Annotated in this window: 23 protein-coding genes; 7 read left to right on the top strand and 16 right to left on the bottom strand. The window is 59.1% G+C overall.

Translation table 11 applies throughout. The features are described 5' to 3' along the window. Positions 1-20: 20 nt before the first annotated feature. The 4 genes from EKM85_RS08265 to EKM85_RS08250 all read right to left on the bottom strand — a co-directional run bounded on the left by EKM85_RS08265 (position 21) and on the right by EKM85_RS08250 (position 3,649). The gene (locus tag EKM85_RS08265) at positions 21-887 is read right to left on the bottom strand and encodes an ROK family protein (protein ID WP_125585831.1); all 867 of its coding nucleotides are present in this window, start codon (positions 885-887) and stop codon (positions 21-23) included. Positions 888-1,356: 469 nt separating this feature from the next. Continuing rightward, on the bottom strand, positions 1,357-3,084 hold the full coding sequence (gene ptsP / locus EKM85_RS08260; protein ID WP_125585829.1) for a phosphoenolpyruvate--protein phosphotransferase: 1,728 nt from the start codon (positions 3,082-3,084) through the stop codon (positions 1,357-1,359). Further along, positions 3,084-3,350: a phosphocarrier protein HPr gene (locus tag EKM85_RS08255; RefSeq protein ID WP_054665507.1), complete on the bottom strand. Its 267-nt coding sequence runs from the start codon at positions 3,348-3,350 to the stop codon at positions 3,084-3,086. The genes ptsP and EKM85_RS08255 overlap by 1 nt, the downstream gene beginning before the upstream one ends. Before the next feature lie 107 nt (positions 3,351-3,457). Further along, positions 3,458-3,649, bottom strand: a complete 192-nt coding sequence (locus tag EKM85_RS08250) for a hypothetical protein (protein ID WP_125585827.1) — start codon at positions 3,647-3,649, stop codon at positions 3,458-3,460. 233 nt (positions 3,650-3,882) lie between these two features. On the opposite strand from EKM85_RS08250, the gene EKM85_RS08245 reads away from it, so the two are divergent. Next, positions 3,883-6,108 (top strand): ATP-dependent Clp protease ATP-binding subunit, encoded by a 2,226-nt coding sequence (locus tag EKM85_RS08245; protein ID WP_164510722.1) that lies wholly within the window; start codon positions 3,883-3,885, stop codon positions 6,106-6,108. A 48-nt stretch (positions 6,109-6,156) separates the two neighbouring features. Here EKM85_RS08245 and EKM85_RS08240 read toward each other — a convergent pair whose 3' ends face one another. After that, positions 6,157-6,705, bottom strand: a complete 549-nt coding sequence (locus EKM85_RS08240) for a GNAT family N-acetyltransferase (RefSeq protein ID WP_125585822.1) — start codon at positions 6,703-6,705, stop codon at positions 6,157-6,159. 136 nt (positions 6,706-6,841) lie between these two features. Here EKM85_RS08240 and EKM85_RS08235 point away from each other — a divergent pair, with 136 nt between their 5' ends. Beyond that, complete coding sequence (locus EKM85_RS08235) at positions 6,842-7,126, top strand: DUF1827 family protein (protein ID WP_125585821.1); 285 nt, start codon at positions 6,842-6,844, stop codon at positions 7,124-7,126. 45 nt (positions 7,127-7,171) lie between these two features. Continuing rightward, positions 7,172-8,215 (top strand): MucBP domain-containing protein, encoded by a 1,044-nt coding sequence (locus tag EKM85_RS08230; protein WP_125585819.1) that lies wholly within the window; start codon positions 7,172-7,174, stop codon positions 8,213-8,215. 91 nt (positions 8,216-8,306) lie between these two features. Here the strand turns inward: EKM85_RS08230 and EKM85_RS08225 are convergent, their stop codons facing one another. The 4 genes from EKM85_RS08225 to EKM85_RS08210 form a co-directional block, all read right to left on the bottom strand. Further along, positions 8,307-9,128, bottom strand: coding sequence for an enhanced serine sensitivity protein SseB C-terminal domain-containing protein (locus EKM85_RS08225; RefSeq protein WP_125585817.1), 822 nt, complete (start codon positions 9,126-9,128; stop codon positions 8,307-8,309). A 20-nt stretch (positions 9,129-9,148) separates the two neighbouring features. Continuing rightward, positions 9,149-10,726, bottom strand: a complete 1,578-nt coding sequence (locus tag EKM85_RS08220) for a peptide chain release factor 3 (protein ID WP_125585815.1) — start codon at positions 10,724-10,726, stop codon at positions 9,149-9,151. Positions 10,727-10,871: 145 nt separating this feature from the next. Next, positions 10,872-12,209 carry a hemolysin family protein gene (locus tag EKM85_RS08215; protein WP_125585813.1) on the bottom strand — a complete coding sequence of 446 codons (1,338 nt, stop codon included), beginning with the start codon at positions 12,207-12,209 and terminating at the stop codon, positions 10,872-10,874. A 65-nt stretch (positions 12,210-12,274) separates the two neighbouring features. Further along, a complete protein-coding gene (locus tag EKM85_RS08210; RefSeq protein ID WP_125585811.1) occupies positions 12,275-13,414 on the bottom strand; it encodes an AI-2E family transporter in 1,140 nt (379 codons plus the stop codon). 72 nt (positions 13,415-13,486) lie between these two features. Between EKM85_RS08210 and EKM85_RS08205 the strand changes: the two genes are divergently transcribed. After that, positions 13,487-13,921, top strand: a complete 435-nt coding sequence (locus EKM85_RS08205) for a GNAT family N-acetyltransferase (RefSeq protein WP_125585809.1) — start codon at positions 13,487-13,489, stop codon at positions 13,919-13,921. Between the two features lie 27 nt (positions 13,922-13,948). On the opposite strand, the gene EKM85_RS08200 is transcribed toward EKM85_RS08205, so the two are convergent. From EKM85_RS08200 to recX, 5 genes are all read right to left on the bottom strand, one after another. After that, positions 13,949-14,560, bottom strand: coding sequence for a TMEM175 family protein (locus EKM85_RS08200; RefSeq protein ID WP_125585807.1), 612 nt, complete (start codon positions 14,558-14,560; stop codon positions 13,949-13,951). A gap of 29 nt (positions 14,561-14,589) precedes the next feature. Continuing rightward, the gene (locus tag EKM85_RS08195; protein ID WP_125585805.1) at positions 14,590-15,216 is read right to left on the bottom strand and encodes a sugar O-acetyltransferase; all 627 of its coding nucleotides are present in this window, start codon (positions 15,214-15,216) and stop codon (positions 14,590-14,592) included. Next, a complete protein-coding gene (locus EKM85_RS08190) occupies positions 15,203-15,718 on the bottom strand; it encodes a GyrI-like domain-containing protein (protein WP_125585803.1) in 516 nt (171 codons plus the stop codon). Before EKM85_RS08190 ends, EKM85_RS08195 begins: the two co-directional genes overlap by 14 nt. A gap of 585 nt (positions 15,719-16,303) precedes the next feature. Continuing rightward, the gene (gene ntdP / locus EKM85_RS08185) at positions 16,304-16,840 is read right to left on the bottom strand and encodes a nucleoside tri-diphosphate phosphatase (protein WP_125585801.1); all 537 of its coding nucleotides are present in this window, start codon (positions 16,838-16,840) and stop codon (positions 16,304-16,306) included. A 73-nt stretch (positions 16,841-16,913) separates the two neighbouring features. Continuing rightward, positions 16,914-17,711 (bottom strand): recombination regulator RecX, encoded by a 798-nt coding sequence (gene recX, locus EKM85_RS08180; RefSeq protein WP_125585799.1) that lies wholly within the window; start codon positions 17,709-17,711, stop codon positions 16,914-16,916. Positions 17,712-17,797: 86 nt separating this feature from the next. On the opposite strand from recX, the gene EKM85_RS08175 reads away from it, so the two are divergent. Further along, complete coding sequence (locus EKM85_RS08175; protein ID WP_164510721.1) at positions 17,798-19,312, top strand: helix-turn-helix domain-containing protein; 1,515 nt, start codon at positions 17,798-17,800, stop codon at positions 19,310-19,312. 7 nt (positions 19,313-19,319) lie between these two features. On the opposite strand, the gene EKM85_RS11505 is transcribed toward EKM85_RS08175, so the two are convergent. Both EKM85_RS11505 and EKM85_RS08170 read right to left on the bottom strand, forming a co-directional pair. After that, complete coding sequence (locus EKM85_RS11505) at positions 19,320-19,493, bottom strand: hypothetical protein (protein ID WP_164510720.1); 174 nt, start codon at positions 19,491-19,493, stop codon at positions 19,320-19,322. A gap of 11 nt (positions 19,494-19,504) precedes the next feature. Beyond that, positions 19,505-19,882: a hypothetical protein gene (locus EKM85_RS08170; protein ID WP_125585795.1), complete on the bottom strand. Its 378-nt coding sequence runs from the start codon at positions 19,880-19,882 to the stop codon at positions 19,505-19,507. 85 nt (positions 19,883-19,967) lie between these two features. Between EKM85_RS08170 and rlmD the strand changes: the two genes are divergently transcribed. Both rlmD and EKM85_RS08160 read left to right on the top strand, forming a co-directional pair. Then, complete coding sequence (gene rlmD, locus EKM85_RS08165; protein ID WP_125585793.1) at positions 19,968-21,335, top strand: 23S rRNA (uracil(1939)-C(5))-methyltransferase RlmD; 1,368 nt, start codon at positions 19,968-19,970, stop codon at positions 21,333-21,335. Positions 21,336-21,346: 11 nt separating this feature from the next. After that, a complete protein-coding gene (locus EKM85_RS08160; protein WP_125585791.1) occupies positions 21,347-21,820 on the top strand; it encodes a nucleoside 2-deoxyribosyltransferase in 474 nt (157 codons plus the stop codon). The last annotated feature ends 133 nt before the right edge of the window (positions 21,821-21,953 follow it).

Here is a 21,953-nt window from a genome sequence, read left to right as displayed (position 1 = left end):
GCGGTTGCACCAAACCAGCATTAGCGGTGGCGCTGGTCAAAATTAGCGACGGCCCCGATCAGGTTGGCCGCGTCCGTGTACTGACAAATCTTGATGACCGGCCGCTGAGTCGCGATCTCAATCGTCTTAAAGACGCCATCCATGTGCCGCTCGATCCCCGGGATCAGGTCAGGGTTGCGCGAGACGCCCCCACCAAGCAGGAACAGCTCCGGATCAAAGCTGTACTGCAAGTTGAAGATCACCTCGGCCAGGGCCTCAAAGAAGCCTTCGACCTCCTCATGGGCGATGCGGTCACCGGCCTTGGCCGCCTCAAACAGCGCCTCGCCAGAGATTGCCTTGCCTGTCCGCTGCTGGTAGCGCGCGACGCGTTTGACGACCGTCGCCTGCGCGGACACCGACTTGCCGTTTTGCAGCATGAAGCCGAACTCACCGCCCAGCAGATGGGCGCCATGGTCGATGTGGCCATCGGCGATCAACGCCCCGCCAACGCCAGTGCCGAGCACCAGCATCGCGACGCGCGCTTTGCCCTGCGCCGCGCCGCTTTTGACCTCGGCCAGCGCCGCACAGTTGGCGTCGTTTTCAAACGCGATCGGCAAGCCAAAGCGTTTCTCTAGCTCGGGCTGGATCGGGAAATTGTGAATGTAAGGCAGTGCACTCATGCCCTCGATCACGCCGGTGGCCTGATTGACCGCCCCGGGGCTGGAAATGGCCACCCCGCCAATGGCCGGGTGGCTTGCCTTCATCGCGGCTACCTGCGCCGCCAGCAGCGCATAAAACGCGGCCAAATTATCCGGCGTCGGCTCCGCGTGTCGTTCCTGCAAGGCGCTGCCGTCCCACCACGCAAACTTGATGGTCGTCCCGCCAATATCGATCACTGCTAATTCCATTTTGCCATCTCCAGAACCTTATTTGTGTACACAAATCAGTCTAGAGGTTCGTGAATCCGCTGTCAATGCGGTGGTCGCTGTCTTTGCCGGCAACGGGCGCTGACGACGATCAGAGCGATGATCACGCGGTGGATTTGCGGGCGGCCAAGGGCAAGCCGCCCAGTTTCCCCTACTCTGCGCACCTTGGCCTAATCGGGCTTCGAGTTCGCAACGGGGGAGCACCTAGGTGCGCGAACTCTATGCACCATCTAATCGGGTTCCGAGTTCGCAGCTAACGCATGTCACCCTGTAACTCGCTTCGCTCAAACAGGCTGATCAACGGGGGGCATCTAACTACGCCATCAGCCTCGCCGCCAAAATACGGCGGCAATGCTGATGGCTACGTTAGCTGTCCCCCTACGTGCGCGAACTCTGCACACCATGCAAAAAAGCGCCGCGAACCAGTCGCAGCGCCTTCCTTGCTCTTCAATTACTTGCTTTCGGTGAATTCCTTGACCAGCGCGATGTTGTCCTCGTTGGTGACGGACTCGGTCACGGCGCGTTCTGCCAAGGTCTTCAGGTAGCTCGCTGAGAGCCCCTTCATCTGACTGCGGACCCGCAGGACAGACGTGGCGGACATGGAGAACTCGTCCAACCCCATGCCCATCAGGATCGGCACCATGATCGGGTCGCCAGCGGCTTCCCCGCACATGCCGGCCCACTTGCCTTCCTTGTGCGCCGAATCGATGATGTGCTTAACCAAGCGCAGGATCGACGGGTTGTAAGGCTGGTAGAGGTAGGACACACGGTCGTTGCCCCGGTCGGCAGCCATCGTGTACTGGATCAGGTCGTTGGTCCCGATGGAGAAGAAGTCTGCAACCTTGGCGAACTGATCAGCCAGTACCGCAGCGGCAGGTACTTCCATCATCATCCCGGTCTGGATGCTGTCCGAGACCTTCACGCCGTCCTTGACCAGCTTGTCTTTTTCCTCCAAGAAGACCTTCTTGGCCGCCTTGAATTCGTTGACTGTGCCGATCATTGGGAACATGATGCGCAGATTACCAAAGGCTGAGGCCCGCAGGAGTGCCCGCAACTGGGTGCGGAAAATATCCTGCCGGTCCAAGCTGATCCGGATCGCACGGTAGCCCAAGAATGGGTTATCTTCGTGAGGAAGTGGCAGGTAAGGCAGCTTCTTGTCGCCGCCGATGTCCATCGTGCGGACAACGACGGGCTTGCCGTCCATCTTTTCCAATACTTCCTTATACGCCTTGAACTGGTCATCTTCGGTTGGCAGCTCAGAAGAGTCCATGTACAGGAACTCGGTCCGGTACAAGCCGACTGCTTCCGCGCCGTTAGCAATGACACCATCCATGTCCTTCGGGGTGCCGATGTTCGCACCGACCTCGAAGTGAACGCCGTCCGCCGTGATCGTCTTGGCCGTCTTCAGCTGAGCCCATTCGGCTTTCTGAGCGGCAAACGCAGTGGCTGCCTGTTCAGAGGCCTTGACTTGGTCCTCAGACGGATCGATCGTCACATCACCGGTAAGCCCGTTGACCGTGATCAGCTGCCCGTTTTGAACGTCTGTCGTGACCGTGTCAGTGCCCACGACCGCCGGAATCTCCAGCGACCGCGCCATGATCGCGCTGTGCGCGGTCCGGCCACCGATATCGGTAACGAACGCCTTGACGTACTTCTTGTTCAGCTGCGCGGTGTCTGATGGCGTCAAATCGTGCGCGATGATGATGACCTCAGAATCGATCAGCGCCGGGTTCGGCAGTGGCCGGTTCAACAAGTGCGACAGCACCCGCGTGGACACGTCGCGGATGTCCGCCGCGCGTTCCTGCATGTAGGTGTTATCGGTCATGGCCTCAAACATGGAAATGAAGTTGTCCGAAACGGCTTTCAGCGCGGTTTCGGCGTTGACCTTATCGTTTTGGATCTGCTGCTCGATGGCGCCGATGTACTCAGGGTCGGCCAGCATCGTCATGTGTGCGTCAAAGACTTCCGCCTCTTCTTCACCCAAGGACTCCGCTGCCTTCGCCCGGATCACTTTCAGTTCAGCGGTGCTTTGATCTAGTGCGCTGTGTAGCCGTGCGACTTCTTTGTCTGTATCTTCAATTGTTGACTTCGAAAATGACAGATCGGGTTGCACGAGCAGGTAGGCCTTCGCCGTAGCGACGCCATCACTAGCCGCGATCCCTTTCAGGTTCTTAGTCATTAGTTGGACAGACCTTCCTTTTTCATGGTCTCTTCAATGGCAGCAATGGCTTCCTTCTCGTCAGCGCCTTCAGCGGAGATCGTCACATCAGCACCCTGACCGACGCCAAGACTCATGACGCCCATGATGGACTTCAAGTTAACACTCTTACCCTTGTATTCCAGGTTGATGTCAGAGTTGAACTTGCTGGCAGCCTGAACCAAGAGGGTGGCTGGACGTGCGTGGATACCTGTTTCTGCTACAACATTAAATTCGCGTTTTTCCATGAGTAATCTGCTCCTTTGTGTATAAACTTTTGCCGAATAGAATTTGCATTCTATTTCTTGTAAACCTTACCATTATTCCGCTTACAGGACAAGTATTGAGAACGGTTTTATTGCGCCTTTGCGGACTGGTAGTGATACAAAATAGTCCCCCCGCGCTTTGCTTGGCCGACAATTTCCTTACGACTAGGATAGTTGGTCCATGCCGTGCGAAAAGCGGCAAACGTCGCTGGTTCGATCTTGATCTCAGCAATCTTGCCGGCCCGCAGGTCATCCATCATCTTCGTGTAGTCTGATGCCACATGCTTGCCCCCTTTCCGTCACTATTTTAGACTAGACGTAGGCCCTTGACCAGTGCACTACCGGCCACGACCGGAAACCGCTGGTAAAAATTAGCACTCTCCTCTCTTGAGTGCTTGCATTCTCGGCGGAGGGGTGTAAACTAGAGCCAAGGTCAAATAAGGTCAAAGCCTAGTTTGACTAATTCTGTGCGTGATCACGGAATGGAAGTAGATAAGAAAGGTTGTGAACAACGGTGCTATGTGAGAACTGCCATCAAAATCCGGCTACCATTCATCTGTACACCAACGTGAATGGCCAACGCCAAGAGATCAACCTATGCCAGAACTGCTACCAGCAGTTGAAACAACAAGCAGGAGGCAATATGAACCCAACGAATGCAAACAATGATCCGTTCGGCTTCAACAGTCTCGATGACATCTTCCGGGCGATGGCTGCCGGCCAAAATGGGCAGCAGCAGCCGCAGGATCAGACCCCGCCGACCCAGTCGGGCAGAACCGGCGGCGGCCGCGGCAACGGCCCTGGCCAGGGCGGCAACTCCGTGCTTGGTCAGTTCGGCGTCGATTTGACGGCCAAAGCCAAGAACGGCGAGATTGATCCGGTCATCGGCCGCGACGAAGAAATCGCGCGGGTCATCGAAATTTTGAACCGGCGGACTAAAAATAATCCAGTCCTCATCGGGGAAGCCGGCGTCGGTAAGACCGCCGTGGTCGAGGGCCTGGCGCTCAAAATCGCAAACGGCGACGTGCCGACCAAGTTGCAGGAGCGGCACGTGATCCAGCTGGACGTCGTGTCCTTGGTGCAAGGCACCGGGATCCGCGGCCAATTTGAGCAACGCATGCAGCAGCTGATCGACGAGCTGAAGAAGGACCCGAACATCATCCTCTTCATCGACGAGATCCACGAGATCGTCGGGGCCGGCAATGCCGAAGGCGGCATGGACGCCGGCAACGTGCTGAAGCCAGCGCTTGCCCGCGGTGAGTTGCAGCTGGTCGGGGCCACGACCTCAAACGAGTACCGGCAGATCGAAAAGGATTCCGCCCTCGCCCGCCGGCTGCAGCCCGTTACGGTTGAAGAACCCACCCCGGAGGAGACCATTGAGATCCTCAAGGGCATTCAGCCGCGCTACGAAGCCTACCACCACGTGAAGTACACCGCGGCCGCCATCGAGGCAGCGGTCAACCTGTCCAGCCGCTACATCCAGGATCGCTACCTGCCTGACAAGGCGATCGATCTTCTGGACGAAGCGGGCTCGCGCAAGAACCTGACCATCACGGTGGCCGATCCGCAAACCATCAAGGACAAGATCACCGAAGCCGAGAAGCAAAAGCAGGACGCTTTGAAGCAGGAAGACTACGAAAAGGCCGCCTTCTACCGCGATCAGGTCACCAAGCTGGAGCAGATGCAAAAGCAAGACGCGACGCGGGCCAAGGAAGACACGCCGACCGTCACCGATAAGGATATGGAGCAGATCGTCGAAAAGATGACCAACATCCCGGTCGGTGAACTGAAGCAGCAGGAACAAGAGCAACTTAAGAACCTGGTGCCTGACCTTGAGGCCCACGTGATCGGCCAAAACGAGGCCGTCGAAAAGGTCGGCCGCGCCATTCGCCGCAACCGGATCGGCTTTAACAAGACGGGCCGGCCAATCGGCAGCTTCCTCTTCGTTGGCCCCACTGGGGTCGGCAAGACTGAGCTCGCCAAGCAACTCGCCAAGGAGCTGTTTGGCTCTGAACAGAACATGATCCGCTTTGACATGTCGGAGTACATGGAAAAGTTCAGCGTGTCCAAGCTCATCGGTTCCCCTCCTGGCTACGTCGGTTATGAAGAAGCCGGTCAGCTGACGGAGCAGGTCCGGCGCAATCCGTACAGCCTGATCCTGCTGGACGAGATCGAAAAGGCCCACCCGGACGTCATGAACATGTTCCTGCAGATCCTGGATGACGGCCGCCTGACTGACAGTCAGGGCCGGACCGTTTCCTTCAAGGACACAATCATCATCATGACCTCAAACGCCGGCTCCACGGACGCCGAGGCGAACGTTGGCTTCGGCGCCTCGATCAACGGGACGACCAAAACGGTCCTGAACCAGCTGGGCAACTACTTCAAGCCGGAATTCTTGAACCGCTTCGACGACATCGTTGAGTTCAAGCCGCTGGCTAAGGACACCCTGCTCAAGATCGTTGGCCTGATGATCACTGACACCAACGCCAACATCAAGGATCAGGGCCTTTCGATCAAGGTCACGGAACCGGTCATGGAGAAGTTGGTCGAACTCGGCTACGATCCGGCCATGGGGGCCCGGCCACTGCGCCGTGTCATCCAAGAGCAGATCGAAGACCGCGTGGCCGATTTCTACCTGGATCACCCGCAGGCTAAGCGCCTCGAGGCCCGGATCGAGAAAGGCGCCATTGCCATTACTGAGATCACGCCAACCAGCCCCGCCAGTGTGAAAGCCTGACAAAGGCAAAAGCAAAGGGTTGAACGCCAAAATGGCGTTCAACCCTTTTTATTTGGCGATAATCTTGGAGCCGTACCACGGGTACGCAAGCCCGGTGTAGCCGCGCATCAAATGATCAAACTGGGCAGGCACAAAGCGGCCGTTGCGGACCATCGTGTCATAAGCCACGCCAAGGTCCACCACCTGAAACGGCTGCAGGCTAAACCCGTTGCGCTGGTAAAACCTTAGCCGGGCCGCCCGCTGCCGGTGGTTGGGCGCGCTTTGGTCCTGCGGCTCTAGGGCCAAGACCAGTGGGCGCCCCGCGTGCTGGGCCGCGATGCGATCCAAGATCGCTGAGCCAAAGCCCTGCCCGCGCACGCTGGGGCTGGTGGCCAAAAAGATCAGGTACGTCAGGTCCCGGCTCGCGACGCTGAAGGTCAGCCCGACAAAGGCTGGGCCATCGTGCCAGGCCCAAAAGTCGACGCCGGCTTTAAGGCTGCGCCCAAGCAGCCAAATTAAGGGCACTTTTTCCTCAGCCGGAAAGGCCGCGCGATACAGCTGTAGGGCGGAGAAAAAATAACGGCTCGCCGGTCTCAGCAGTTGATGCTGCAATGTCATGACGATCGCCTCCTACGGTCAGTTTAACAAATTTTGCGTAATTAAGATAAAAGCGTCAGAAGGTCAGAAACTTTTGGTTTTTCTACGTGATTCACTTATAATGAAGTCAGGATACTTGAGACTGGGGGCAATAAATATGCGGTTGATCGATATCACCAATAGCTACCCGCACTTAGTAGCGCAACAGCTCGCCCATACCGACACGAATTACATTAAGGTGTATTCGCTCGGCAGCACCACGGTGATCTATACCCGCGCTGCCGCGCACGACGAGCTGCTGTTTACCAACGATAAGCGCAACATCAAGGACGCAGAGATCGCTTTTGCGCTTGATAAGCTGGCTAACGTCGCCTTTGCGGACGTCAACGTGATCCATGGAGACAAGCTCGCCGAGGTATCGCTGGCAACTGAGGAACTGTAATCTTTGACGCCGGCGGTTGCCGGCTTTTTTTGAATGGAGGGCACTATGGGGCTGCTGCGCACATTAACAGAATGGTTCAAGCGCCGGGAAAAGCCGGCTGCTCACCCGGAAGCGCCAGTGCGCCCCCCGCGGCCAGCACCGCGCCCGGCCGCCCCGCGCCCGCCAGCAGCCGCTGCGGCAGCAGACCTGCCGCCCGCCGTCGTGCCGCGCCGCTTCAGCCGGGTGACCGTCTACTACCGCCAGCGCGGCCGCCAAAAGGAGCTCCAGCCAAAGTTGGTGCTCCGCGGACCCATCGGCGCCAAGCTGACCTTAGCGATGCCCGCGATCGAAGGCTTTGAGCTGTTCACAATCACGAATTTTCTGGACCGCTTTCCAGCCAGCAACACGGTCATCTACCTGGTGTACGAGCCGCACATCGCCGCGCCGGTGACGATCTACCACCGCGACGAGGAAGGCCGGCTGCTCGCCGAACCAACAATCCTGGTGGGCCGACTGAACGCGCCGTTTACCGCCCAGCCGCTGACCCGGTTTAAGGCGCAGGCAGCGCCGCTAGTGCAGACTGGCCGCTTTAGCAAAGCGAGTCAGTCCCGCCACTTCACCTACCGCCTGGGGGCGCTGCAGCAAACCGCTCCCGAAGCCGAGTACGTGGAGCTGCTGGCGCCTAAACCGGCCTTCTCCTCGCCGATGCAGCTGCTCAAGTATGACACGCTGCTGCCCGCCGGCTCATTTTGGCGGGTGTTCGCGGTGGCCAAAGACCAGGCCGGCCAGGTGTTCCTGGACCTCGGCGGCAGTCAGTGGATCGCCGCCGACCACGCCAAGCCGCAGCGAACCAACCCGTTTCTGCCTGGGCCCAGCCAGCTCCGCCTGACAAGCGATGCCGTCACCTTCAACGCCCAGCCCCTGCAGCGCGTGGGCCAGGCCCGCGCCGCAGTGACCCGCTGGGCCAAGCCCTACGGTGATGCCCTGGCGCCCCTGCCCGCTGGTGCGAAGGTCGCCCTGCTGCGGATTGTGTACGGCACAGACGGCAGCCAGTGGTATCGCCTGGCCGACAACAGCTACGTGCTGGCCAGCCTGATCGACGTGATTTAACGCCGCTGAAAGGGCGCCATGCGCAAAAAAGGCATCAGCCCGCTCGCAGAAACGTTGCGAACGGACTGGTGCCTTTTGCAAATGCAGTCGCCTAGGCCCGGAAGAACGGGGCAATGCCCTCAACCATCGGCCGGCTGTCATCATCCAGCGGCACCACCGACAGCTGCAGGTCAGCCTCTTTGAGCAGCGCGTCACCTTGGCTGCCCAGCTTTTGGGCCAGCGGGCTAAGGGCCTGCTCGGAGACTGACTCGGCATCCAGGATCAAGACGAGGTGCTCGGTCCCATCATAGCTGATCACCCGCAGCCAAGCCTGCTTCACGCCGGTCGGCGAAAGCTCGGTGCGCAAGGCGTCCTCAAACCCGGCCGGCAGGTTCTGCGGCTCTGACACCGCGACCTTGACTTCATTATTAGCCGCGTGGTGCTGTTGCTGCTGCTTGGCGAGGTCCGCGACCGTCTGGCGGGAGAAGAAGATGTTGTCGCTGAACGGATTGATCGCAATGCCATCGACCCCATCGTTTTGCGCCAGGAGCTGCGCTAGGTCGGAAAAGCTGATCGGGAGAATGGACGCCTTCTCCACGTTTTGGTGCAGGTCACTCTTGTCCCAGTTGTCAAACAAGGTGTTGACCTCTTGCCAATCCGTGAACAGCGGTTGGATATTCTGCCGGTCCTGACTGGACATCAGCGGGAACTGCATCTGCACATCCTGATCGAGCTTGGCGCGGCCCTGTTCGTCCGTCTTGATCTCCTGGTCGGCGAGCACCACCATCAAGAGCGTCGCATTGTCGACCAACGCGGTCAGGAACTCACCCATGTTCTCGTCTGAGTTATCCAGCGAGAACGTCCGCCACTTACCGAGCAGATCGTCATTGGCGATCCCGCGAACAGCCTCATTATGCTTGTTTTCTTCTGCCATGTGCCATTTGTCCTTTCTGCTTACAGCTTGGCTGTCAGCTTAACCTCTGGGTACTTATCCGCAAACCAGCGCTGGGCGTACTGGTTTTCAAACAGGAACAGCGGATCGCCGTGCACGTCCTTGACCAGCAGATTCCGCGTCGAGGACATCTTCTCGTCCAGCTGCTCGGGATCGATCCAGCGCGCCACGCGGCTGCCGATCGGGGTCATCACGACCTCGGAGTTGTACTCGTTTTGCATCCGGAATTTGAAGACTTCAAACTGCAGCTGACCGACCGCCCCGAGGATGTAATCGTTGGTCGTGTAGGTGCGGTAAAGCTGCACCGCCCCTTCCTGCACGAGCTGCTGCATCCCCTTGTGGAAGCTCTTTTGCTTCATCACGTTCTTGGGGGTGACGCGCATGAACAGCTCCGGCGTGAACTGCGGCAGCTTCTCGTATTCCACCGGATCCTTGCCGGCGTAGATCGAATCCCCAATCTGAAAATTGCCGGTGTCATACAGCCCGACAATGTCGCCGGCCACCGCGGTTTGCACCTGCTCACGCGTGTCGGCCATGAACTCGGTCGAATTGTTCAGGCGCAGCACCTTGCCGGTCCGCGCCAGCGTGACGTCCATGCCCCGCTCGAACTCGCCCGCCCCGATGCGCACAAACGCGATACGATCGCGGTGGTTCGGGTTCATGTTGGCCTGGATCTTGAACACGAAGCCCGAAAAATTGGGGTCGGTCGGGCTGAGCGCGCGGCCGTCCTGCAGGCGGTGCGGGCCAGGGGCCGGCGCCATCTCCACAAAATGCTTCAGGAAGGTCTCCACGCCGAAGTTGGTCAAGGCGGACCCAAAGAACACCGGCGTCTGATCGCCGCTCATCACCTTTTTCAGGTTGAACTGATTGCCGGCGTCGTTGAGCAGCTCAATGCTGTCCAGGGTATCCGTGTAGATGGAATCATTAGCCAGCGGCTCGCTCGGCGCCAGCCGCCCGTTTTCATCCAGCGGCAGGTAGCGCTCTCCCGCCTCATTTTCGCGGTAGAGTTCGATGCGGTGGTCGACCCGGTCATACAGCCCGGCCAGGCCCTTCCCCATCCCCATCGGCCAGTTCATCGCGTAGCCTTCGATGCCCAAGAGGTCCTCCAGCTCGGCGATCAGGTCCAAGGGCTCGCGTCCGTCGCGATCCAGCTTGTTCATGAAGGTGAAGATCGGGATGCCGCGCTGCTTAACGACTTTAAACAACTTCTTGGTCTGGGCCTCGATCCCCTTGGCGGAGTCGATGACCATGACCGCCGCGTCCACGGCCATCAGTGTGCGGTAGGTGTCTTCGGAGAAGTCCTCGTGCCCCGGCGTGTCCAGAATGTTGATCTGCTTGCCGGCGTATTCAAACTGCAGCACCGAGCTGGTCACGGAGATCCCGCGCTGCTTTTCGATCGCCATCCAGTCGGACTTGGCAAAATGGCTGGACTTGCGGCCCTTGACCGTCCCGGCCTCGCGGATCACGCCCCCAAACAAGAGCAGCTGCTCGGTGATGGTGGTTTTCCCGGCATCAGGGTGGGAAATAATGGCAAAGGTGCGGCGCTTATCTACCGCGTCTCTTAATTCTTGTGGTTTCATTACTTGGTCCTTTCAATTGCGGTAGTGACAGATAATGGCCGCACGTTACATTGGACTGACCTTCCTCTCATTAAAAAAGTCCCAGCGACTGGGACCTTGTCTTTCCATCATTATAGAGAACCCGGCCGCGTTCTTCAATCAGACTTTACTCCGCCGGCCCCGGGTGGTCGGTTGCGGCCGTGATCGGCAAATGCAAGTGCACGTTGACTAGCCGCGAGTTCTCGATCTTCCCGGTGGTCAGGGTGCCGCCCGGGATCGGCACCGTTTCCTGCTTGTGGGTGTTCGGGATCGCGCCCAGCGTGCTGATCACGTAGCCGGCGATCGTGTCCACATCCGGTGCGTGCAGGCTGGTGCCAAACGCCTCGTTAAAGTCGCTCAGGGTCATCCGCCCGTTGATCAAGTAATCGTCCTGATCAAGCTTGGTGTAATTGACGGTCGCAGAATCCGACTCGTCGTCAATGTCGCCAACGATCTCCTCCAGCAGGTCCTCGATGGTCACGAGCCCCACCACGCCGCCGTACTCATCCAGAAGCACGCCCATCTGCTGCTGCCGGATCCGCATCTCGGTCAGCAGGTCGTCAATGCTGATGGTTTCCGGCACGAACAGCGGGTCAGTCATAATATCTTCGAGGCGCACGTTGGCAAAGCCGACTCGGCGGGCCTGCCGCAGGAGGTTCTTGATGTGGACGATGCCGATGACGTTGTCCTTGTCCTTCTGGTAGATGGGGATGCGGGAATAGATGTTGGACAGGATCGCGTCGATCGCCGTCTCGTCTGGCTGATCCGCGTCGACCATGAAGGCGTCAATGCGCGGCACCATCACCTCGCGGGCCAGCTTATTGGACAGGCTGATGATGCCTTCCAGCATCTCGTACTCATCAGCGTCGATGGCCCCAGACTGCTTGCCGCTTTCGATCATCGAGGTCATCTCCTCACGGGTGACCTTGTTTTGATCCGTGGAGAACTTGATGGGCGTCAGCTTGAGCAGTACGTTGGTGGAGGCGGACAGCAACCACACGAACGGGCGCATGAGCACGCCGATCACTGAAATCGGGCCCACGGCGGCCTTAGCCACGCGTTCCGTCATTTGCAAAGCCACCTGCTTAGGGTAAAGCTCGCCGAAGACCAGCGAGAAGTAGGACAAGATCACCGTGACCAGCAGGACCGCCAGTTCGTGGGCAAAGCTCACGTGCCCAAACAGCGGCTCCACGCGGCTCGCTAAGGTCGTCGCCGCGGAAGCAGACGCAAAGAACCCCGCGAAGGTGATCCCGACCTGGATCGTGGCCAGGAAATTCGACGAGTTGTTCATGATCTTGAGCAGCTTCTTGGCCTTCCTGTCCCCTTTTTTGGCCTGGCCCTCGATCTTGCTGCGACTCAGCGACACCACGGCGATCTCGGCGGCGGCAAAGCCCGCGTTGATCACCGTCAAAATGACGATCAGTAGCAGCTGGCCCCATATGGCAGCGCCTGCATCACCTTGCATAACGAATCTTCCTCTCCTGGTAGTTACTTTAATTTTAAGCGAGGCGGCTAAGCCCCCGCAAGTGATTACTTTTTCAGTGGTTTGGGCGCCGGCTTACCCAGCAGCGGCTCCTGGGCGGCCTGTTCGCGGTGGAACCGGTACAGCTCCAGCACGTACGTCCCGACCGTCTTGACCACGGCGTACACCGGCACCGCCAAGATCGTGCCCAAGATCCCCCACAGGTGGCTGGCCACCAAGAGGATCACAATAATGGTCAACGGATGAATGTTCAGGCTGTGGCCAATGACATTTGGATAAATGAAGTTGCCATCGGTCTGTTGCACGATCAAGACGACCACGATCACCAGGGCCACCTTGGTCCAGCCCTCCGTCATCGCGATGAGCAGCGCGGGGGTGATACTGATGTACGGCCCGAGATACGGAATGATCGTCACCACCCCGGCAATGAACCCGAGGAGGAAGGGATACGGCATGCCGATGATCAGATAGCCGACAAAGGTGAACGTCCCAACGAATACACACTCGATCGCCTGCCCAGCAATGTAGTGCGACAAGGTCTGATTCATGCGGGTGAAGACCGTCTGCACCTCAACGCGGTAGCGCTCCGGCACCAGCCGCTGGATGGCCGGCACGAAGCGTTCGCCATCCTTCAGCATGTAAAACAGCAGGACCGGGATCGTGATGGCGCTAATGATGACGGACGCGACCGAGCCGATCAAGCTCGGCACCCCACTCGTGAAATTGCCCACGATTTTCGGCAGGAGCTTGGCGGGCTCCACCTGGATCCGACTCACCAAGTTGCCGACCCCTAGCTGCTGGTACCACCGGTAGTTCGACAGCTGGGTGACCTCGTGGCGCAGCTGCTTCAGAAAGTGGGGCAGGCCCAAGACCAGCTGGGTCGTCTGATCGACCAGGTTCGGAATGACCGTCGCGACCACCACGCCGATCAGGGCGAAGACTGCGATGAAGATGAGGGCGATCGCCGCCGGCCGCGGCATCTTCAGCTTGCCCAACCAGTTAACGAGCGGGTTGAACAGGTAGTACAGGAACCCGGCGGCAATGAACGGGATCAAGAGAATGGAGAAAAAGGTCGCGATTGGTTGGAATAAGAAGCTGAGGTTCGTCAACCCAATGATCAAAAAGACCAGGATCAGCGCTTCCAGCGACCAGTACATCAGCCGCGACTCACGGATTTTCTGAAACATCGTTCACACCTTCCTTCGTATGGTCTATAATACTCGCATTACCCAATTAACAGGAAGCAGTGAATCAAATAAATGGACATTGAAATGAGTACGGACCTGAACAGCCAGGTCTACCAGGATGCCTTGGCGATCCGCACGGCTGTCTTTGTGAAGGAACAACACGTTGCCCCGGAGCGCGAAGTTGACGCCGATGAGGCCAAGGCCACCTACTTTGTGGCCTACGATAACGGCTTGGCCGTCGCCACCGCGCGGCTCCTGCCTGAAGATTACGGCTACCACGTCCAGCGCGTCGCCGTTGCCGCCCCCTACCGGCATCACGGGGTCGGCAAACTGCTGCTTGAGCACTTGGCCGACTTTGCCGAGGCGCACGGCGCCAGGGAGCTGCGCCTCGGGGCCCAAGTCCACGCGCTCGGCTTTTACAAGGCGCTCGGCTACGAGCTTACGGCGCGACCGGAGTTCCTGGACGCCGGTATTCGGCACCGCGAGATGCGCTTGGTTTTCGCCTAAAAAGATAAAGAAAAATCGTCCCGCACATTAGGGGCGATTTTTTTCGTTGCTGCGGAACGCCGCGTGCACGTGATGCTCAATGCGGCGCTCGGGCCGAACCCAGAGCAAGAGCAGCAACGCGTCGATCAGGATGGTCAGGGTGGGCCAGATGAAGGCGGCACCCAGCGCCAGCACGTTGCCGCCAATGGTCACGATCGGCTTGTAGTAGCCGTGACCGAGCAGTTCACGCAAAGCGGCATTATGGCGGTCGGCGTGGATCAAGGTCTGGATCAAGAGCCAGAAGGTCACGTCCGTGGCAAGCATCACCAGGCCATAGGTCATCTCTGGCGCGCGCGCCGCCACGTGGCCGGCGCCGACCCAGTCTGTCGCGAACGGGAAGAACGAGGCCGCAAACAAAAACAGCACGTTGGCCCACAACACGCGGCCATTGATCCGCTTCACCAGCAGAAACAGGTGATGGTGATTATTCCAGTACACCGCCAGCGAGAAGAAGGACACCAGGTAGATCGCGAAGACCTCGCGCATCGCCCATAGCGCAGCCCAACTGCCGGCGCTGGGCGCATGCAGCTCCAGGACCATGATGGTGATGATGATGGCAATGACCCCATCCGTGAAGGCCTCAAGGCGGTTTTTCGGCATATGCTCACCCCATTAAAGAAGACTGACGGCTAACTCAACGCGTTCATGGCGGCCAGGTAGGCGTCGCGTTGCTCCGTCCATTCGCGGGCGTCCGCGGCGGTGATTGGCCGCAGCACCTTGGCCGGATTGCCGACCACGATCACGTCACTGGGCACGGCTTTGGTCACCACCGCGCCGGCACCCACGACGACGTTATTGCCGATCGTGACCCCAGGCAGTACGGTGACACCGCCGCCGAGCCAGACATTATTGGCGATGGTGATCGGCTTGGCATTCTCCAAGCCGGAATTGCGGATCGCCGCATCGATCGGATGCCCCGGCGTTAGCAGGCTCACCCGCGGGCCAAACATGACGTTGTCCCCAATCGTGATCGGCGCCACGTCCAATAGCAGCGGATCGTAGTTGGCGTAAAAGTGGCTGCCGATCGTGATGTTCGCCCCGTAATCGACGTGCAGCAGCGGCTCGACGTAGCTGCCCTCACCGAACTGGTGAAAGAGTTGCGCCAAGATGGTGCGCCGCCCCGCCTGGTCGGCCACGCTGGTGCGGTTGTAGGACTCCGTGAGCAGCCGGGCATGCAGACGCTTTTGCTGAAGCGTCCGGTCGCCGGCATCGTAAAGCTGGCCGCTGATCATCCGCTGCTCGTTAATCGAACTCATCGTAGCCCCCTAACTGATCCGGGTTGATGTACAGCAAATACTGGACCTGGCTGACCTTGCCGTCTGTGACCGGGTAGGATTCCAAGTAATACGGGTGATCTGTCTGGCCAATGTGCGCCGGGATCGTAAAGCCCGCCTTTTCCAACATCTCAAACCCCTTGCCGACTGCAGTTTGCACCGGCAGCTGATTCAAGAGGCCGTTGACCGGCCCGCTCGTCTTGCCGACGGTCCCCGCCGGCAGCGGCACGGCTTCCAGTCCCGCCGGCGCGGCCACGCCGACTGGCGTCACGCTGCCGATCCAGTACTGAAAATTGCCGTACGGTGAAAAAACGACCAAGTACGACCGGTTCGGCTGGCTGCAGAGCTGATCGAGTTGCTTAAAGTACCCATCCGCTTCAAATTCCTGCCAGGCCGGATAGAACGTTCCCATCTGGTCACTGCTTTCAGTTGTATAAACCTTGCCCACGAACTGGCTGGTGGGCTGATCGATCAAGTCTGTCATGTTTGCCTCCAACATTTTCCTTATCTGTGTGCTGAGACGTGGTAATCGGGCTTGGACCGGCAACGCCCGAGTGGCTTGCTACGATCACGCCTTCACCTGCTTCGCAGGCAAAGGCGCGATCTATGATCAGCCCGTAGCCATTCATGGCGTACGGGGTGACATGCGTAGCGGCAACCCATCGGGCTAAACCCGCCGGTCCTCGCACCTTACCTAATCGGGCGCCGGCTTGGCAACGGGGGAGCATTTAGCTACGCCCCCCGCTTCACCTGCTGCGCAGGCAAAGCGGGGAGATATGATCACCCTGTAGCCATTGATGGCGTACAGGGTGACATGCGTAGCGGCTGACTGTCCCCCTAAGTTCGCCAAGCCTTTGCACCTTACCTAATCGGGCGCCGGCTTGGCAACGGCCGAGTGATTAGCTACGGTCACGTCTTCACCTGCTGCGCAGGCAAAGCCGCAATCTATGATCAGCCCGTAGCCATTCATGGCGTACGGGGTGACATGCGTAGCGGCTAATCATCGGCCTAAGTTCGCCAAGCCTTTGCACCTTACAAAAACAGCGCGAGTCTCCTCGCGCCTGAGCGTCTACACCCGGTGAGACAGTTGCAAGTACCGGTTGTACCATAGATCCACATAGGCCGCCGAGAACGGTCCTTTGCCATGGTTGATCCAATCGACGAGGACGCGGACGTTGGCCTTTAAGATGCGGTCCGTCGTCTGCGGGTATTGCCATTTACGGCTGTGCGCCTCGTACTCATCAACGTCCAGCAGCCGCTTCTCCCCATCCGGGAAGACTTTGACGTCCAGATCGTAGTCGATGTACTTCAGCGCCTCCTGATCCAGGATCGCGGGACTGGCGAGGTTGCAGTAATACGAAACGCCGCCTTCTCTGATCATTGCGATCACGTTGAACCAGTAATGTTTGTGAAAATACACGATCGCCGGCTCACGAGTCAGCCAGCGCCTGCCATCAGATTCGGTCACAAGGGTGTGATCGTTACAACCGATAATTGCGTCTTCGCTGGTTTTCAAAACCATGGTGTCTCGCCATGTGCGGTGCAGGCTCCCGTCGTGCTTGTAGCTCTGAATGGCGACATAATCGCCTTCCTTGGGGATCCGCATTAGTTATCCAGCTTTCAGCATTATCATTTTGTCCCTTCAAGTATAACAGAAAGGCCGCGGGGACACTAGGACATCACTGGTCATCCGGCAGCTCAGCCAGGACGGCATCGATGGCATCAAAATCAAACCCTTTGCGGGCCAGCGCCTGCTTAACCCGATTTCGCCGGTCAAAACCGGTGTATTTGCGCTTGAGCCGCCACTGCTTGGCCGCCTCGCGCTTCAGCAAATCGTCCTCCTGCTCCTGATCCTTCTCGAGGTGCAACGCCGCCAGTGCGGCGCTGGCCGCTGCGCCCTCAAACCCCTTTTGCATCAAGGCCAGCCGGATCTTGGTCTGCTGATCCTTGAACGGTTTGTGCTGGGTGCGGCGAGCCGCCTTTTGGGCCACCCGGTCGGCAACGGTTTGCCACTGCACGGCCGAAACTTGCGCCACGGCGCGCTCGGCCAACTCCGGATGAATGCCCTTCTCGCGCAGCCGCGAAACGACTTGGCGCGGCCCGCGCTCCCCCATCGCCAGGTCGTCGCGGATCAGGATCTCTGCGTACTGCGCATCATTAAGCACCTTGATTTCCTTGAGGTGAGCGGTCACCTGCGCAATCACCGGTTCTGGCACCTCGTCTTGGCGCAGCCGGGCGCTGACCTCATGGACGGTGCGCGGCTGGTGGCTGATGAAATTCAGCGCGGTCGCATTGGCCGCCGCGGCAATTTCCGCATCTTTGAGCGCCGCTATTTGCTCGGCAGTCAGCTCCGCCCCCTTGATCAGCCGGTACTTCACCAGCGTTCCTTCACTGACGGGAAAGGCGTATTTACCGTCCAGAAAAATGTTGTAGCGACCGCGCCGCTTTTGCGCGGTGATTTTAGTAATTGTTGGCATGGGGTAACCTTCCTTCGATGCGCCTCTTGATTAATGACTATGGTACAATAATCTTGTTAAAAACCGCGAATCGGGGGGTAAAAAAGATGTTCGAAGACAGCTTTTTTGATAAGCGGACGACCACGACTTACCGCGTCTTTCGACTCATGAAGGCGCATTCACCGAATAACTTCACGATCAACCGGCTCAACGAGGAATCGGGGCTGACCTATTCCCAGACTTATAATGCTTATCAGGAAATTATGGCTGACCTGGCCCAGATGTACCCAAGCCACATCAAGCACGGCAGCGACGTCACGTTCACCGAGCTGGCAGGGGAGCTGAGCGTTGACGAATACCGCTTTCACCTGTTGAACCAGTCCATGGCCTTCCGCTTCTTTGACTACGCCTTTCGCGCCGAAGCACCCGACGTCCACGCTTTCTGCCAAGACGCCGGCATCAGCATCTCCACCCTCCGGCGCCGCGTCGCCGCTTTTCGCCACTACATGACCGCCAAGGGGCTGCGCCTGAACGCCAGCACCTGGGCGCCGGAAGGGCCCGAGGCGCAGCTACGGATCCTGATCCTCACCTTTTACAAGCTCGCCTACCGCGGGGTCGGCTGGCCGTTTTCGGAGCGTGAGTTCAAGCAGGCGCGGCAGATGTTCGCCGCCCTGAACGTGGCCGCGCCGGGCTCGATGCACAACGCCACCGCCGTCCCCAACAAGCAGGATGTCATGCTGCTGGCGATCCAGGCCCACCGCATCGCCTGCGGCCACTTCGTTACGCCAAGCGAGCAGCTGCCAACCGTCGCCAAGCCGGGGGCTGGCTCTCCCGTTTACAACCGCGCGCATTTCCCCCAACTAAGCGAACCGGACCTCGCCTGCGAACGCGACTACTACGACTTCTGCCAGATGCATTACGTGTCATTGCGGGAGACCCTGAACGGTCAGGATCAAACCATCATGGCCTACCTGCGCACGATTCCCCCGGTCCATGAGTTTGCGCAAGGAATGCTGGATTTTCTGCTGGCGGCATGCCAAAAAGGCACCAAAGAGGCCGCGCCCCATGCCCATGACGTCTTACTGGCCAACCTGCACCGCGCCGCATTTTCCTTTCTCACCCTGCATGGCAACTTTGCCATGCGGTTGGACTTTCTTAATCCCGAAGGCGAAGACGCGACCCGCGGCCACCTGTCCGATCTGATCCATGAGTACTTCGCGCAACTCGATCCGGAAAAGGTCGGCGCTCTGGCCGGCTACTACGACACAATGGCCGTTCAGCTCTACGGCATCATCGCCCCGGATTTTCCAGAGCTGAACGCCGATCACCGGCTCAAAGTCGCGGTCATCGTCGACCACGGCACGTTCATGAGCCGCGATCTACTCACCTTTCTCAACGGGATTCACTTCGTCGAGATCGTTTCCCCAAATGCCAATATCTTGCCGGATGTCATCATTACGACCCTGAACACGACCGGCGTGTTGGACCGGTACTATTCGCCCGCCCGCCTAGCCCAAGTGCGGGTCATCAACTGGCAGCTCGTGGCCACTGAAATGGATTTCTTCAACCTCATGAACACCTTGTACGCGGTGCGACCGAAGTTAGTCGCCCAACCAGACTGACTCCGGGTCAGTCTTTTTTCTTGCCTCGCTGCAGGCCTACGATTCTCAGCCCAATCAGCGCCACCACGAGCACCAGCAGCAGGATCAGCAGCACCGCGCTGTTAAGTAGGTAGCCGACGATACCCAGCGCCAGCAGCACCACGAGGATGATCAAAAACCCGTTTCCTTGGAGCATTTTCATCGCTTTCGCCCCTAACGGTGGACCGGCACGGCCCGGTAGCCATTGAAGTAATTGACCACCTCGAACACGACCAGCGCGGCGACGACCAGGATCGTCAGCATGGTGTTCGAGATGTTCTTCACGTACCACACGGCCACGATCATCACGGCCAGCGCCGCCATGTACGCGTACAGCAGTGTCCGGTTGGGTTCCAGCACGAAACTGGCGCTTGGCGACTGAAACGCCAGCCGGTGCGTCTGTGAGAACCGGCCGACCTTGAACGTGACCGTATCGCCGCGGTGCACCGGCAGTTCAAGGGTGCCGCCAGCGATCAGCTCCTGGACCTGGCCGTTGCAACTGATGTACGCAATCGTTTTCTTCGAAGAATTCGCTTCTAATCTGATTTTCACGGTTGAAAACCTCCCGCCTGGAATTATACCTGAGTTGGTGAAGCGGCGCCATGTTCGCTATAATACGGGCAAAAGGAAGTGCCTCATGGAAAACACTGTACAAGTCGGGACCCGGTTCCCGCTCACGATCAAGCGGCTGGACATTAACGGCCGCGGCATCGGTTACTATAAACGCAAAATCACCTTCGTTACCGGCGCCTTGCCGGGCGAGATCGTGGTCGCCGAGGTCACTGCGGTGCACGACCGCTACCTGGAGGCGACCCTGCACCGCGTCAAGAAGGCCTCACCCGACCGGGTCAAGCCGGCAGAGCCCCTGTACGGCAGTGTCGGCGGCGTGGAACTCAACCACCTCGCCTACCCCGCCCAGCTCCAGTTCAAACGGGACGTCGTGGCGCAGAGCCTCGCCAAATTCAAGCCGGCCGGCTGGCAGCACTATGACCTCAGGCCGACCATCGGCGCCGCCGCCCCCACTCACTATCGCAACAAGGCGCAGTTCCCCGTCCGCGTGATCGACGGTCACGTGCGCGCCGGCCTGTACGCGCCGCACTCGCACCGGCTCGTGCCGCTGACCACTTTTCTCACCCAGCGGCCGTTGACGATGCAGGTGATCCAGGTCCTTTGCCAGTTGCTTGAGGACCTGGCCGTGCCGATCTACGACGAGCACGCTCACGCCGGCATCGTGAAGACGCTGGTGGTCCGTGAATCCGCGGCCACCGGCGAAGTGCAGGTCACCTTCGTTACCAACTCAGCCAAGCTGCCGCACAAAACCCAGCTGCTGGCAGCGATCGCCGCCAAGCTGCCGGCGGTGGTCTCCGTTTCGCAGAACATCAACCCGGGCGACACCCCATTGATCTGGGGGCCAGAGACCCAGCTGCTGGCCGGCCAACCTTACATCACCGAAAAACTGCTCGGCCGCGCTTTTCAGGTCTCCCCGCAGGCCTTCCTGCAGCTGAACCCGGCCCAAACCGAAGTGTTGTACACACAGGCCCTCAAGGCGCTGGCGCTGAAGCCGGGCGCCAAGCTGGTCGATGCCTACGCCGGCATCGGCACCATCGGCATCAGCCTGGCCGAGGCCGCGGGCGAGGTCCGCGGGATGGAAATCATCGCGGCCGCCGTGGCAGATGCCAACCGCAACGCCGCCCTCAACCACGTGACCAACGCGCACTATACAGTCGGCACCGCCGAGGCGCTCTTTCCGCAGTGGCTGCGTGAGGGCTTTGCCCCCGATGCGGTCATCGTCGACCCGCCGCGCGCTGGGCTGGAGCGCCCATTCATCGACGCCCTGCTCAAGGCACAGCCCAAGCAGTTCGTGTATATTTCATGCAACCCCTCGACGTTGGCCCGGGACTTGGTGCTCCTCACCCGGCGCTATCAGGTCGACTATATCCAGTCCGTCGACATGTTCCCGCAAACCGCGCGCTGCGAAGCAATCGTCAAGTTTACCCGCAAGTAAGGAGGACCCTGATGAAAATCTATTTTGCCAATGCCCTGTTCAGCCAGGCCGATTTCGCCTTTAACGCGCAGCTGGTCGCGCGGCTGCGTCAGGCCAGCCCGGCGCTGGACATCTACCTGCCCCAGGAAAACGCAGCCATCAACGACAAAAACGCCTACGCGGATGCCAAGATGATCGCCCAGGCGGACACCGAGAAGGTCCGGGCGGCCGATCTCATGATCGCCATTTTGGACGGTCCCACCATCGACGTCGGGGTGGCCACCGAAATTGGCGTAGCCTACGCCCTGCACATCCCCATCCTGGGACTTTACACGGACTCCCGCCGACTGGGCGCGACCAACCAGCAAAAGTTGAGTGCGCTGCAGCAGGTCGCGGAAAACCAGTTCCACTATCTGAACCTCTACACCGTTGGGCTGATCAAGCTCAACGGGGCGGTCTACACGGATCAGGAAGCCCTGATTGATGCGGTACTGAAGCGGGTATAGCCCCTCAATCAATGACCTCAAACACGATATTAACCAAAACGGCGGCCCACTTGGAATGAAGTGCCCTACAATTGTTAGACGATAAGTCTGATGATTGTGGGGCTTTTCTTATGACTAAGTACAGCAGCGAATT

The sequence above is a fragment of the Lacticaseibacillus jixianensis genome (assembly GCF_003946485.1).
GTDB lineage: Bacteria > Bacillota > Bacilli > Lactobacillales > Lactobacillaceae > Lacticaseibacillus > Lacticaseibacillus jixianensis.
Note: the sequence above shows the minus strand (reverse complement) of the source record. Positions and strands in the feature narration are given on the sequence as shown.

Coding starts and splice junctions, on each gene's coding strand:
- EKM85_RS08265 (WP_125585831.1), bottom strand. CDS start 887: ATGGAATTAGCAGTGATCGATATTGGCGGGACGACCATCAAGTTTGCG.
- ptsP (WP_125585829.1), bottom strand. CDS start 3,084: ATGACTAAGAACCTGAAAGGGATCGCGGCTAGTGATGGCGTCGCTACG.
- EKM85_RS08255 (WP_054665507.1), bottom strand. CDS start 3,350: ATGGAAAAACGCGAATTTAATGTTGTAGCAGAAACAGGTATCCACGCA.
- EKM85_RS08240 (WP_125585822.1), bottom strand. CDS start 6,705: ATGACATTGCAGCATCAACTGCTGAGACCGGCGAGCCGTTATTTTTTC.
- EKM85_RS08235 (WP_125585821.1), top strand. CDS start 6,842: ATGCGGTTGATCGATATCACCAATAGCTACCCGCACTTAGTAGCGCAA.
- EKM85_RS08230 (WP_125585819.1), top strand. CDS start 7,172: ATGGGGCTGCTGCGCACATTAACAGAATGGTTCAAGCGCCGGGAAAAG.
- EKM85_RS08225 (WP_125585817.1), bottom strand. CDS start 9,128: ATGGCAGAAGAAAACAAGCATAATGAGGCTGTTCGCGGGATCGCCAAT.
- EKM85_RS08220 (WP_125585815.1), bottom strand. CDS start 10,726: ATGAAACCACAAGAATTAAGAGACGCGGTAGATAAGCGCCGCACCTTT.
- EKM85_RS08215 (WP_125585813.1), bottom strand. CDS start 12,209: ATGCAAGGTGATGCAGGCGCTGCCATATGGGGCCAGCTGCTACTGATC.
- EKM85_RS08210 (WP_125585811.1), bottom strand. CDS start 13,414: ATGTTTCAGAAAATCCGTGAGTCGCGGCTGATGTACTGGTCGCTGGAA.
- EKM85_RS08205 (WP_125585809.1), top strand. CDS start 13,487: ATGGACATTGAAATGAGTACGGACCTGAACAGCCAGGTCTACCAGGAT.
- EKM85_RS08200 (WP_125585807.1), bottom strand. CDS start 14,560: ATGCCGAAAAACCGCCTTGAGGCCTTCACGGATGGGGTCATTGCCATC.
- EKM85_RS08195 (WP_125585805.1), bottom strand. CDS start 15,216: ATGAGTTCGATTAACGAGCAGCGGATGATCAGCGGCCAGCTTTACGAT.
- EKM85_RS08190 (WP_125585803.1), bottom strand. CDS start 15,718: ATGACAGACTTGATCGATCAGCCCACCAGCCAGTTCGTGGGCAAGGTT.
- ntdP (WP_125585801.1), bottom strand. CDS start 16,840: ATGCGGATCCCCAAGGAAGGCGATTATGTCGCCATTCAGAGCTACAAG.
- recX (WP_125585799.1), bottom strand. CDS start 17,711: ATGCCAACAATTACTAAAATCACCGCGCAAAAGCGGCGCGGTCGCTAC.
- EKM85_RS08175 (WP_164510721.1), top strand. CDS start 17,798: ATGTTCGAAGACAGCTTTTTTGATAAGCGGACGACCACGACTTACCGC.
- EKM85_RS11505 (WP_164510720.1), bottom strand. CDS start 19,493: ATGAAAATGCTCCAAGGAAACGGGTTTTTGATCATCCTCGTGGTGCTG.
- rlmD (WP_125585793.1), top strand. CDS start 19,968: ATGGAAAACACTGTACAAGTCGGGACCCGGTTCCCGCTCACGATCAAG.
- EKM85_RS08160 (WP_125585791.1), top strand. CDS start 21,347: ATGAAAATCTATTTTGCCAATGCCCTGTTCAGCCAGGCCGATTTCGCC.